This is a genomic window from Streptomyces sp. TRM70350 (genome assembly GCF_019219825.1).
Taxonomy (GTDB): domain Bacteria; phylum Actinomycetota; class Actinomycetes; order Streptomycetales; family Streptomycetaceae; genus Streptomyces.
The window spans coordinates 1-12,025 of record NZ_JAHUXH010000029.1; the positions used below are offsets into that span (position 1 = coordinate 1).

Sequence of the window (12,025 nt, forward strand, 5' to 3'; positions counted from 1 at the left end):
TCACACGATCGAGCTGTTCACCGCCCTGCTGCTGTCCCTCCCCGGCAGTCCGATCCTCTACTACGGCGACGAGATCGGCATGGGCGACAACATCTGGCTCGGCGACCGCGACGCCGTCCGCACGCCGATGCAGTGGACCCCGGACCGCAACGCGGGCTTCTCCACCTGCGATCCGGGCCGGCTCACCCTCCCGGCCATCATGGACCCGGTCTACGGCTACCAGGTCACCAACGTCGAGGCGTCCATGGCGTCGCCCTCGTCGCTGCTGCACTGGACCCGCCGGATGATCGAGATCCGCAAGCAGAACCCCGCCTTCGGACTCGGCTCGTACACCGAACTGCAGTCGTCGAACCCCGCGGTGCTCGCCTTCCTGCGCGAGTACGAGGACGACCTGGTGCTGTGCGTCAGCAACTTCGCCCGGTTCGCCCAGCCGACCGAGCTGGACCTGCGCGAGTTCGCCGGCCGGCATCCGGTCGAGCTGTTCGGCGGGGTGCGCTTCCCCGCCATCGGTGAACTGCCGTACCTGCTGACCCTGGGGGGCCACGGCTTCTACTGGTTCCGGCTCGTCCGAGTCGCATCTCGTATCGGCCGACGACTGTGAGCGTGCGCCGACGAAAGGAGGCGTCACCATGACGAAGACCGCATCCCTCCTGCCGAGCGACAGTGGGCTCACCGCGTCCATGGCCTCGCTCGACGGGCTGCTGCGCGAGTGGCTGCCCCGGCAGCGCTGGTTCGCCGGCAAGGACCGGCCCGTCACGGATCTGCGCCTGCTGTCGCTGACGGAGCTGTTCCCGGGCTGTCTGCATCTGCTGGTGCACGCCGGCCACGTGGGCGGCCACAGCGGTCTCGCCGGGGTGCCCTCCCCCTGGGGCACTCCCCCGCCCGGGGACTGCTACCAGCTGTTCCTCGGCGTGCGGGAGCACCCGTCGCCGCGCCTGGGCCGGGCCCTGATCGGCCGGCCGCAGGACGGCCCGCTGGCGGGGATGACGGTCTACGACGCCCTTCAGGACCTCCGTTCGGCGCAACTGCTGCTGGAACGCCTGCGGCTGCCGGGCAGCGCCGGTCCGCTGCGCTTCGAGGCCGACCCGGCCAAGCCGGTCCCGGCCGGACTGGTGCCGCGCGTGCTGGACGCCGAGCAGTCCAACTCCTCGCTGGTGTACGGCGACGAGTTCATCCTGAAGGTCTTCCGCCGCATCCAGCCCGGCGTCAACCCCGACCTGGAGGTGCCGGGCGCGCTGGCCGGCCAGGGCTGCGGCCGGGTGCCCGCGCCGGTGGCCTGGTTCTGTACGACCCAGCCGCAGGAGGCCACGCTCGGCGTGCTCCAGCCGTTCCTGCGCGACGCCTCCGACGGCTGGACCCTCGCCCTGCACGCGCTCGCCACCGGCAGCGACTTCACGGCCGAGGCGCACGCGCTGGGGCGGGCCACGGCGGAGGTGCACCTGGCGCTGGCCGCGGCGTTCGCCGCCGGCGGACGGTGCGAGAACGGGCGCACGGCGGCGGCGATGACCGAACGCCTGGATGCCGCCGCGCACAGCGTTCCGATGCTTCGCCCCTTCGTGCCCGGGCTGCGGTCGGCGTTCAACGCGCTGCTGACGTGCGACGCCGGGCCGCCGGCCCAGCGCATCCACGGCGATCTGCACCTGGGGCAGGTGCTGCGGGCGGGCCGCGAGTGGTTTGTGATCGACTTCGAGGGCGAGCCGTCCCGGCCGCTCGCCGAACGGCGCAGCGCCCAGTCCCCCGTCCGGGACATCGCGGGCATGCTGCGCTCCTTCGACTACGCGGCCCGGCAGCGCCGGCCCTGGCGTCCGCAGTGGGCGCGCCGCTGCCGGGAGGCCTACTGCGCGGGCTATGCGGCCCGGGCGGGCTGGGATCCCCGTAAGAAGCACGGCCTGCTGCGTGCTTATGAGACGGACCGGGCGGTCTACGAGGTGCTGTACGAGGCCAGGCACCGCCCGGACTGGCTCCCCGTACCCATGGCGGCGATCGAACGACTCGCCGTGAGAGGAGACTGAAAAGCCGTGGCGCTGCGCGACATCTCATCCCCGAAAGGCCCCGGCCCGCTCCCATCGGCTCGAACGCCGGGCGGGAGCGCGCCCGGGCTGGACCCGGACGACCGGGAGCGCCTGCTGTCGGGCGCCCATCACGACCCGCACGCCCTGCTGGGCGCGCACCCCGTCCCCGGCGGGATCGCGGTGCGGGCACTGCGGCCGTTCGCCCGCGCGGTGAGCGTGCTCGTCGACGGCGAGCGCGTCCCGCTCACCTCGGAGGGCGACGGCCTCTTCTCGACCGTACTGCCGAGGGAGACGATCCCCGAGTACACGCTGCTGGTGGCGTACGGGGAGGACGAGTACGAGGTCCATGACCCGTACCGCTTCCTGCCCGCCCTCGGCGAGCTCGACCTGCATCTGATCAGGGAGGGCCGGCACGAGCAGCTGTGGCAGGCGCTGGGCGCCGAGCCGATGACGCACCAGGGCGTGACCGGCACCCGGTTCACGGTGTGGGCGCCGAACGCGCGTGGGGTGCGGGTCGCCGGGGACTTCTGCTACTGGGACGGAACGGCGTTCCCGATGCGGTCGCTGGGCGCCTGTGGGGTGTGGGAGCTGTTCCTGCCCGGCATCGGCGAGGGCACCCGGTACAAGTTCGAGATCACCTCCCAGTACGGCCACCGGTTCCTGAAGGCCGACCCGATGGCGCGCCGCACGGAGGTGCCGCCGGACACGGCGTCGATCGTGACCGCCTCGCACTACGAGTGGGGCGACCAGGAGTGGATGGCGCACCGCGGGGACACCCCGGTGCACCGGGCGCCGTTCTCGGTGTACGAGGTCCACCTCCCCTCCTGGCGGCCTGGACTGACATATCGTCAGCTGGCCGAGGAGCTGCCCCGGTACGTCAAGGACCTCGGCTTCACGCACGTCGAGCTGATGCCGGTCGCCGAGCATCCCTTCGGCGGCTCGTGGGGTTACCAGGTCACGTCCTACTACGCGCCGACCGCGCGGCTGGGCACCCCGGACGACTTCCGGTACTTCGTCGACGCCTGCCACCGGGCCGGGATCGGCGTGATCATGGACTGGGTGCCGGCGCACTTCCCGAAGGACGACTGGGCGCTGGCCCGGTTCGACGGGGACCCGCTGTACGAGCCCGGGAACGCGCAGCGGGCGGAACATCCGGACTGGGGGACGTACGAGTTCGACTTCGGGCGGACCGAGGTGCGCAACTTCCTGGTCGCCAACGCGGTGTACTGGTGCGAGGAGTTCCACATCGACGGGCTGCGCGTGGACGCCGTCGCCTCGATGCTCTACCTCGACTACTCGCGGGACTCCGGCCGGTGGACGCCGAACGTCCACGGCGGCCGGGAGGACCTGGACGCGGTGGCGTTCCTGCAGGAGATGAACGCGACGGTGTACCGGCGGGCGCCCGGCGTGGTGACGATCGCCGAGGAGTCCACGGCCTGGGGCGGGGTGACCCGGCCGACCGACAGCGGCGGCCTCGGGTTCGGCCTGAAGTGGAACATGGGCTGGATGCACGACTCGCTCGAATACATGAGCAAGGATCCGATCCACCGCAAGTACCACCATCACGAGATGACCTTCTCGATGATCTACGCGTACAGCGAGAACTACGTGCTGCCCATCTCGCACGACGAGGTCGTCCACGGCAAGCAGGCGCTGGTCACGAAGATGCCCGGCGACTGGTGGCAGCGACGCGCCAACCACCGCGCCTACCTGGGCTTCATGTGGGCCCAGCCGGGCAAGCAGCTGCTGTTCATGGGGCAGGAGTTCGCCCAGGGCGGCGAGTGGTCCCAGGAGCACGGCCCCGAGTGGTGGCTGCTGGACCCCGGCTACTGCGCGGCGGGCGATCACCGCGGGGTGCGGGACCTGGTCCGCGACCTCAACGCCCACTACCTGGCCACGCCGGCGCTCTGGCAGCGCGACACCGACCCCGGCGGATTCCAGTGGGTGGAGTGCGACGCGGCCGACGACAACGTCTTCGCGTTCCTGCGCTACGACGAGCAAGGCACCCCCCTGCTGGCGGTCTCCCACTTCTCCCCGGCCGTCCGGCACGACTACCGGCTCGGCGTCCCCGGCGACGTCCCGGCCTGGGAGGAGATCCTCAACACCGACGCGTCCCGGTACGGCGGCAGCGACATCACCCACCCCGACCCGGTCAAGGCCGAGGCGCAGGAGTCGCACGGCCGTCCCGCGAGTATCCGGCTGACCCTGCCGCCCCTGGCCACGGTCTGGTTGCGCCCGGCCTGACGGCGGGCGCGCACGGCCTTCAGGTGTCCGAGTGGCCTTCCGGGGGCATTCGGAGACGTACGGCGGGCCGCCGCCGTCGTAGAAGGTCGACGAAAGGCCGCATGCCGTGCGCACCGTCGGAGTGGAGGAGGAACTCCTCCTGGTGGACCCGGAGAGCGGTGAGCCGCGGGCGCGGTCGGCCGCCGTGCTGGCGCGTGCCGCGCACGATCATGCCGACGGTTTCGTCTTCGAGAAGGAACTCCACGACCAGATGCTGGAGTTCAACACCCACCCGCAGACGGAGATGGCGGACCTGGGTGCGGAGATCGTCCGCTGCCGCCGGGAGGCGGCGCGCAACGCCGGGGAGATCGGGTGCTCGGTGGCGGCGCTGGCCACGTCACCGCTGCCGGTGAAGCCCGCGGTCGGCGCGCATTACCGCTACCAGTGGATGGCGGAGGAGTACGGGATCGCCACGCAGGAACAGCTCGTCCTGGGTTGCCATGTCCATGTTGCCGTGGAGTGCGACGAGGAGGGTGTCGCGGTCGTCGACCGGGTGCGGCCGTGGCTCGCGGTGCTGTTGGCGCTGAGCGCCAACTCGCCCTTCTGGCAGGGCAAGGACACCAGTTACAGCAGTTACCGCAGCCGGGTGTGGCAGCGCTGGCCGTCGGCCGGGCCGACCGAGCTGTTCGGCTCGGCCGAGCGGTATCGCCGTCGGGTCGCGGACATGATGGCCACCGGGGCCCTCCTCGACGAGGCCATGGTCTACTTCGACGCCCGGTTGTCCCGGAACTACCCCACGGTCGAGGTCCGGGTCGCGGACGTCTGTCTGCACGCGGACACCGCCGTCCTCATCGCGACCCTCGTCCGCGGGCTGGTCGAGACGGCCGCGCGCGAGTGGCGGGCGGGCCGGGAGCCGGCCGAGCACAGCGTGAGCGTGCTGCGTCTCGCCGCCTGGCGGGCGGCCCGCTCCGGGCTCACGGGCGAGCTGCTGCACCCGGCGGTGATGCGGCCGGCGCCCGCCGAGACGGTCGTACGGGCCCTGCTGGAGCACGTCGGGGACGCCCTCGCGGACACCGGGGACCTGGACCGGGCGAAGGACTCCTGCGCCGAGTTGCTGCGGCGCGGGAACGGGGCGCGGGTGCAGCGCGAGCTGCTGGAGCGGACAGGGAGCCTGCGGGACGTCGTCCTGGAGTGCGCGCGGCACACGCAGGGGGTGAGGCCGCGCGCCGGGGGTGACGCCAGGTACTGAGGTGGCATGAGGGGCTGTGTGCTGTCAGAGCATCAGCATCACGCCGTACGCCAGGAAGAAGGCCGCGACCAGCACGGCGACGACGATGATCAGCGTCAGCGGTGCCTTGGCCCAGCCCTTGGGCGGGTTGTGCGTCTCCCGGGGCAGGGCTCCCGGCATGCTGCTCTCCGCGGGCGGGGTCTCTCCCGGAGGTACGGCGCCACCCGGTTCCAGCCCTGTCGAGCGGTCGGGTTCGGGATCGGGATTGGTGTGACTCATGCCCTCCGAGTCCCCCGAACACGCCGAGATCATCAGGACGAGGGCCAGTTCTCCGTTCCCGGCACGAAACGGCCCGGCCTGGGCTAGATTCGACCACCGTCGATAACAGTTCTCGTCGGCGAGGTCACAGCCCGTACACGTCAGGAACAGCGCATGCGCGACTTCGCACTCGCTCCCCCCACGGTCCCGTCCCTGACCGGCGGGCTCGCCGACAGTCTCTTCGAGACGGCGGCGGCCACCCCGACGCTGCCGTTGATCGCGCGCCGCCCCGGCCCCTCCTCGGCCGAGTGGGAGGAGGTCACGGCGATCGAGCTGCGGGACGAAGTCGTCGACCTGGCCAAGGGGCTGGTCGCCTCGGGCATCTCGCCGGGCCACCGGGTGGCGATCATGGCCCGCACCCGCTACGAGTGGACCGTCCTCAGCTACGCGCTCTGGGCGGTGGGCGCGGAGGTCGTGCCGATCTATCCGACGGCGTCGCGCGACCAGGTCGAGTGGATCCTCCGGGACGCGAACTGCGTGGCGGTGGTCGTCGAGGACGAGCAGGGCGTGATGACCGTCGGCCCCGCCTGCGCGCGGCTGCCCGCGCTGCGGCATGTCTGGCAGCTGGACGCGGGCGCGCTTCAGGAGCTGGTCGATCGCGGCGATGTCCTCCCGGCGCTCACGGTCGACTCGCTGCGGCGCATCGTGCTGCCGGACTCCACCGCCGTCATCGCCTACACCTCGGGCACGTCGGGCCGCCCCCTGGGGTGCGCGCTCAGCCACCGGGGACTGGCGAGCCCGTGCGACACCCTGCTGGCGGGCTGGGGCCACACGGCGGCGCCGCCCGGCGAGCAGGGCCGGGTCCTCGCCTTCCTGCCGTTCTCCCACGCGTACGGCCTGATGATCCAGGGCCTGTGCATCCGCGGCGGGCTGCTGATGGCCCACGAGCCGGAGCTCGGTCAGGAGACGCTGGCGTCGGCGCTGCGTTCCTTCCGCCCCACGTACTTCTACGCCGTGCCGTCGGTCTTCGAGAAGATCTACAAGAACTTCCTGCGGGCGGCCCAGGAGGCGGGCCGCGGTGCCCTGTTCGAGCGGGCCGCGCAGACCGCGCGGGCGTTCGCCGCGGCCACCGAGCGGCAGCGGCTCGGCCGGGGGTCGGGGCCCGGGTTCGAACTGCGGCTGCAACACGCGCTGTACGAGCGGACGGTGTACCGCCGGCTGCGGGCCGCGCTCGGCGGCCGGGTCTGCCGGGGCACCTCGGGCGGCTCGCCCCTCCACCGCGAACTGTCGCTCTTCTACGAGGGCATCGGCATCTATGTGCACGACGGCTACGGCCTCACCGAGACCTGCGGCGGCGTGACCATGCAGCCGCTGGGCCGGGAGAAGTCCGGGACGGTCGGGCAGGCGTTGCCGGGCATGGAGATCCGTCTCGCCGAGGACGGGGAGATCCTGGTGCGCGGGCCCTCGGTGTTCCAGGGCTACATCAACGACGAGGCGGCGACGCGGGCCGCGCTGTGGGGCGGCTGGCTGGCCACCGGGGACCTGGGGCGGCTGGACTCCGAGGGCTATCTGACGATCACCGGCCGCAAGAAGGACATCATCATCACCAGCAGCGGCAAGAGCGTCGCCCCGGCCGCGCTGGAGCAGCGGCTGCGGATGCATCCGCTGATCCACCAGGCGGTGGTCGTGGGTGACGACCGGCCCTGCGTGGGCGCCCTGATCACCCTGGACCCGGAGTTCCTGGCGCACTGGCGGGCGGCGCTGGCGTTGCAGGGCGACGCGCCGGTCCGGGAGGCCCGCGAGGAGAACGCGCTGCGCGAGGAGGTCGCACGGGCGGTCGCCGCGGCCAACAGCGCGGTGTCGCGCTCGGAGTCGATCAGGGTCTTCCGGGTGCTGCCGGAACCGTTCGACGTGGCGAACGGGCTGCTGACGCCGTCGATGAAGCTGCGGCGGGACGCGATCGTGCGGCACTACGCAGCGGAGATCGACGCCATGTACCAGGCACGCTCCCGCCCGCCACGGCTCGCCGTGGCGGAGGAGCCGGCCGGCTGGGACGACTCGGACAACGTGTTCCGGTGAGCCGCCCGGCCAGCCGCCGACGCACCTCGGCATCGTCGCCTGGGTGATCGCGGGCGTGCGAATCGGGTACTCCCGCGCGGAGAGACGCGTAGGCCCCACGGGTACGGGAACCCGCAGAGTGCGACCCGAGAGACACAAGCTCAGCCTTGCGGACGAGGGGCTGGAAAGGCGACATGGCAACCGAGCCGCATTGGGACGAAACACTGGCTGGCCAAGGTATCCCGAACCGGACGGTCGGCTTCGCGGGTGAACCGCGGGACGTGACCGGTGCGCGCCTGGCCGCGGAGGGTTTCCTCCGTGACCTGGCCCGCACGGCGCCGCCCGCGACCCCGGAGTCCTGGCATGACATCCTGCTGGTCGTGACCGAGCTGGCCGCGAACGCGGTCCAGTACGCCCCCGGGCCCTTCCACCTGCGGATACGGCGCACCTACGACGGGGTGCACATCACCGTCCACGACACCAGCAGCACCCCACCGGCGCCCCGCCCCTTCCGTCCGAGCAGCGGCGGCGGCGGCATCGGGTGGCATCTGATCCAGACGTTGTGCGACCAGGTCAGCGTGGTGAACGACGATCACGGCAAGGACATCCATGTGTTCCTGCCCTGGTGAACCGGGTCACCCGGGCGCCTGGTCCGCCTCGGCCCGCAGCGGGACCAGCACGCGGATGGTCTTGCCGCCCTCCGGTCGCGGCTCGACGACGATGTCACGGGCCAGACGGATGATCAGGGGCCAGCCGTAGCCGCTGCCCTGGTGGCCGCGCGGCAGGTCGCCGGGCCCGAAGGCCGCGGCGGGGACGGCCGCACTGTGGTCGTGGACGGCCAGGCGCACGCCCTCCGGGGTGGCCGTCGCCTCGAAGCCGGCCAGCCCGCCGCCGTGCCGGATGGCGTTGCTGACCAGCTCCGAGACGACCAGCTGGAGATCGATGACGTCCCGCTCGCGCGCCGTGCGGAAGGCAGAGTTCCATTCGTCGAGGACCACTGACCGGGCATACGCCCGCGCCTCGGCCGCGGTGTGCACCGGGCCCGCCGGATGCGCGTCCCCGGGCGTCCGGTGGCAGGGGCGAGCGGGGGCAGCCACGTCGGTTCGGTCCATGCGGTGTCGTCTGTCCTCGGCTCTGCGCCCGTTGCTCGGGGCTGTCGGTCAGGTGGTGGTCGGCTCCCGCGGCGGCAGGTTGGTGTAGTAGTCACCGACCGTCGTCAGGTAGTGCGGGTCGAGGGTCTCGCTGTCGGTGCGGAAGCGCGGGGCCTGCTTGACCTCCGACTTGGTGCAGGCCAGGGAGACCGTACGGTGCTCGGTGTCGATGCCGGTCACCAGGCCCACCGGGACCAGGACACTCCTGCCGAACACCCAGACACCGGTGTCCACGACCAGATGGCTCATGCCGTTCGGGTCGGCCAGCCGGTCCACGTGGCCGAGCGTGCCGTCCGTGCCGTCGACGGTGAACCCCGTGAGGTCCTGGCCCTCGACATGGCCGGTGCCCGGTGCGTACGACCAGATTCTGTCCTTGGTCACGCCGATGACTCCTCCTTCGCGCCGGTGTTCCACAGCACCAACTACCCCCGTCCTCCAGTGGCATTCGGCGGGCCACGGGCCGCATGAAGAGGCCGATCCGGGGGTACGCGCGATCCGGATTGATCGACGCCAGACATTGATCGACGCCAGACCTGGCCGTCAGCCTTGTGGGAGGTATTCGTGACAATGGCCCAGAACCCGCTGTCCGTGGAGGTCACCCTGCCGCGCGAGGACGTGGCCCTGGTCCGGGTCGAAGGCTATCTGGACGTCGACACCGCGACCGAGTTCCAGCATCACCTGGCGAACCAGCTGCACCACGGGCGGCGTCACTTCGTCCTCGACGTCTCCGAGGTGCCGTTCATGGACTCGTCCGGCATGAACATCATCCTGCGCATCTACCAGGAGACCCGCCGCACCGGCGGCAGCGTCCACGTCCTGTCCCCCACACCTCCGGTCCAGCGGGTGCTGGACCTCACCGGGGTCAGCATCACCGTTCCGGTGTCCGGGAGCTTCGACGAGGCGCTGGCCCTGATCGACCGGCAGGCGGCGCCGGCCCCGGAGGCCTGAGACCGCTTTTCCCCCGGCCGGCGCGGATCGCCGCCGGGGCGTGCATGCTGGTGGTCCACCCGTTCGTCAGCCTGCCGCGTCCGACTGGCGCAGCGGCTCCGAGCACGGTGGGATCGACGAGGTGCGAAGCCGCGATCCAGGGGCACGCGCCTGGCGTCGAGGCGGACCGCCCGGAACCGCGGAAGGGATGGACATCGTGACACGACCCAGGATCCTGGTGGTGGGCGCGGGCTTCGCGGGAGTGGGGTGCGTACGGCGCCTGGAGCGCCGCCTCTCCCCCGACGAGGCCGCGGTCACTCTGGTGACGCCGTACTCCTACCAGCTCTATCTTCCGCTGCTCCCCCAGGTCGCCTCCGGCGTGCTCACGCCCCAGTCGATCGCGCTGTCCCTGCGCCGCAGCCGCAGGTACCGCACGCGGATCATCCCGGGCGGAGCGATCGGCGTGGACCTCAAGGCCAAGGTCTGCGTGATCCGCACGATCACCGACGAGATCGTCAACGAGCGGTACGACTACATCGTGCTGGCGCCGGGGAGCGTGACGCGGACGTTCGACATCCCGGGGCTGGTCGACAACGCCTTCGGGATGAAGACCCTGGCCGAGGCCGCCTACATCCGCGACCACGTCATCTCCCAGCTCGATCTCGCCGACGCCAGCCAGGACCCGGCCGAGCGGGCCTCGCGGCTGCAGTTCGTGGTGGTGGGCGGCGGTTACGCGGGCACCGAGACGGCGGCCTGTCTGCAGCGGCTGACGCACAACGCGGTCAAGCGCTACCCCCGGCTGGACCCGCGGCTGATCAGGTGGCATCTGATCGACATCGCGCCCAAGCTGATGCCCGAACTGGGCGAGAAGCTGGGGCGCAGCGCCCAGGAGGTGCTGCGCCGGCGCGGTGTCGAGATCTCGCTCGGCGTGTCCATCGAGAAGGCGGGCCCGCACGAGGTGACCTTCACGGACGGCCGGGTGGTGCCCACGCGGACGCTGATCTGGACGGCGGGCGTCGTCGCCAGCCCGCTCGTCGCCACGCTGGGCGCGGAGACGGTGCGGGGGCGGCTCGCGGTCACCGCCGAGATGAACCTGCCGGGCCACGACGGGGTGTTCGCGCTGGGCGACGCCGCGGCGGTGCCCGACCAGGCCAAGGGCGAGGAGGGGGCGATCTGCCCGCCGACGGCGCAGCACGCGATGCGGCAGGGCAAGAAGGTCGCCGACAACGTCATCGCGACGCTGCGGAACCAGCCGATGCAGCCGTACGTCCACAAGGACCTCGGCCTGGTCGTCGACCTCGGCGGCCGCGACGCGGTCTCCAAGCCCCTCGGCATCGAACTGCACGGCCTGCCCGCCCAGGCGGTCGCCCGCGGCTACCACTGGTCGGCGCTGCGCACCAACGTGGCCAAGACCCGTGTGATGACCAACTGGCTGCTCAACGCGGTCGCCGGCGACGATTTCGTCCGCACCGGCTTCCAGGCCCGCCGCCCGGCGAAGCTCAAGGACTCCGAGTACACGGACTCCTACCTGACGCCGGAGGAGGTCCGGGTGCACGTGGAGGGGGCGGGGTCGGCGTAGGGGTGGCGGGGTGCAGGGGCGGCGGGGGTGCCGCGCGGCATGTCTTGCGGGGGCGGGGGCGCCGTGCGACAGGTCAGTGGGGCGGGGGACGCCGCGCGGCATGTCATGTAGGGGCGGGGGCGCCGTGCGACAGGCCAGTGGGGCGGGGGACGCCGCGCGGCATGTCATGTAGGGGCGGGGGCGCCGTGCGACAGGTCAGTGGGGCGGGGGACGCCGCGCGGCATGTCATGTAGGGGCGGGGGCCGCCGCGGCATGTGGCGCGGGGCCGCCTACCGGCATCTGGGGCAGGGCCGCCTCCCCGCACCAGGGGCCGAGGCCACCTCCCCCCGAGCAAGCACCCGGCCGCCTCCCCGCACCTGAGGGCGAGGCCGCGTCCCCACAGGTGAGCGCTGGCCCGCCGGTGGTGGAGGCTTCTGCGCCGTGTCGGTCGTCCGGCTTCGGCCCGAGGCCGTGACAAGCGGCTCCGTGACGACCGGCCGTGCGCGGGTCGCCAGCTGACGGTCGACTCCGCGTCGCGGGGCGGCAGCCGACTGGCGGCCGCGCGCCCCGCGACGCGAAGTTCCGCCGCGGCTGCCGTACCCGCCACGGC

Annotated in this window: 11 protein-coding genes; 8 read left to right on the forward strand and 3 right to left on the reverse strand. The window is 72.1% G+C overall.

All coding sequences use genetic code 11. From position 1 onward, the window contains the following. The 4 genes from KWI83_RS30360 to KWI83_RS30375 all read left to right on the forward strand — a co-directional run. Positions 1 to 601 (forward strand): alpha-glucosidase C-terminal domain-containing protein (locus tag KWI83_RS30360; protein ID WP_218517589.1); only part of this gene is annotated, 601 nt, incomplete at its 5' end. 28 nt (positions 602 to 629) lie between these two features. After that, positions 630 to 2,012 (forward strand): maltokinase, encoded by a 1,383-nt coding sequence (locus tag KWI83_RS30365; protein ID WP_218517590.1) that lies wholly within the window; start codon positions 630 to 632, stop codon positions 2,010 to 2,012. 6 nt (positions 2,013 to 2,018) lie between these two features. Continuing rightward, positions 2,019 to 4,256: a 1,4-alpha-glucan branching enzyme gene (gene glgB, locus KWI83_RS30370; protein ID WP_218517591.1), complete on the forward strand. Its 2,238-nt coding sequence runs from the start codon at positions 2,019 to 2,021 to the stop codon at positions 4,254 to 4,256. Positions 4,257 to 4,362: 106 nt separating this feature from the next. Beyond that, positions 4,363 to 5,484: a glutamate--cysteine ligase gene (locus tag KWI83_RS30375; protein WP_218517592.1), complete on the forward strand. Its 1,122-nt coding sequence runs from the start codon at positions 4,363 to 4,365 to the stop codon at positions 5,482 to 5,484. Positions 5,485 to 5,508: 24 nt separating this feature from the next. On the opposite strand, the gene KWI83_RS30380 is transcribed toward KWI83_RS30375, so the two are convergent. Then, positions 5,509 to 5,742 (reverse strand): DUF6480 family protein, encoded by a 234-nt coding sequence (locus tag KWI83_RS30380; protein ID WP_218517593.1) that lies wholly within the window; start codon positions 5,740 to 5,742, stop codon positions 5,509 to 5,511. A 153-nt stretch (positions 5,743 to 5,895) separates the two neighbouring features. On the opposite strand from KWI83_RS30380, the gene KWI83_RS30385 reads away from it, so the two are divergent. Then, complete coding sequence (locus KWI83_RS30385) at positions 5,896 to 7,800, forward strand: long-chain fatty acid--CoA ligase (RefSeq protein ID WP_218517594.1); 1,905 nt, start codon at positions 5,896 to 5,898, stop codon at positions 7,798 to 7,800. 173 nt (positions 7,801 to 7,973) lie between these two features. Next, entirely contained in the window at positions 7,974 to 8,408 is a 435-nt protein-coding gene (locus KWI83_RS30390) for an ATP-binding protein (RefSeq protein WP_218517595.1), read from the forward strand. 6 nt (positions 8,409 to 8,414) lie between these two features. On the opposite strand, the gene KWI83_RS30395 is transcribed toward KWI83_RS30390, so the two are convergent. Both KWI83_RS30395 and KWI83_RS30400 read right to left on the reverse strand, forming a co-directional pair. Further along, positions 8,415 to 8,891 carry an ATP-binding protein gene (locus KWI83_RS30395; RefSeq protein ID WP_218517596.1) on the reverse strand — a complete coding sequence of 159 codons (477 nt, stop codon included), beginning with the start codon at positions 8,889 to 8,891 and terminating at the stop codon, positions 8,415 to 8,417. Positions 8,892 to 8,939: 48 nt separating this feature from the next. Next, positions 8,940 to 9,311, reverse strand: a complete 372-nt coding sequence (locus KWI83_RS30400) for a PRC-barrel domain containing protein (RefSeq protein ID WP_218517597.1) — start codon at positions 9,309 to 9,311, stop codon at positions 8,940 to 8,942. A 180-nt stretch (positions 9,312 to 9,491) separates the two neighbouring features. On the opposite strand from KWI83_RS30400, the gene KWI83_RS30405 reads away from it, so the two are divergent. Both KWI83_RS30405 and KWI83_RS30410 read left to right on the forward strand, forming a co-directional pair. After that, positions 9,492 to 9,878, forward strand: a complete 387-nt coding sequence (locus tag KWI83_RS30405) for an STAS domain-containing protein (RefSeq protein WP_218517598.1) — start codon at positions 9,492 to 9,494, stop codon at positions 9,876 to 9,878. 187 nt (positions 9,879 to 10,065) lie between these two features. Further along, positions 10,066 to 11,436, forward strand: coding sequence for an NAD(P)/FAD-dependent oxidoreductase (locus KWI83_RS30410; RefSeq protein WP_218517599.1), 1,371 nt, complete (start codon positions 10,066 to 10,068; stop codon positions 11,434 to 11,436). Positions 11,437 to 12,025: the final 589 nt, after the last annotated feature.

What these genes read in the sequence shown, in the direction of transcription:
- KWI83_RS30365 (WP_218517590.1), top strand. Translation starts at nt 630, where the DNA reads ATGACGAAGACCGCATCCCTCCTGCCGAGCGACAGTGGGCTCACCGCG.
- KWI83_RS30380 (WP_218517593.1), bottom strand. Translation starts at nt 5,742, where the DNA reads ATGAGTCACACCAATCCCGATCCCGAACCCGACCGCTCGACAGGGCTG.
- KWI83_RS30385 (WP_218517594.1), top strand. Translation starts at nt 5,896, where the DNA reads ATGCGCGACTTCGCACTCGCTCCCCCCACGGTCCCGTCCCTGACCGGC.
- KWI83_RS30390 (WP_218517595.1), top strand. Translation starts at nt 7,974, where the DNA reads ATGGCAACCGAGCCGCATTGGGACGAAACACTGGCTGGCCAAGGTATC.
- KWI83_RS30395 (WP_218517596.1), bottom strand. Translation starts at nt 8,891, where the DNA reads ATGGACCGAACCGACGTGGCTGCCCCCGCTCGCCCCTGCCACCGGACG.
- KWI83_RS30410 (WP_218517599.1), top strand. Translation starts at nt 10,066, where the DNA reads ATGGACATCGTGACACGACCCAGGATCCTGGTGGTGGGCGCGGGCTTC.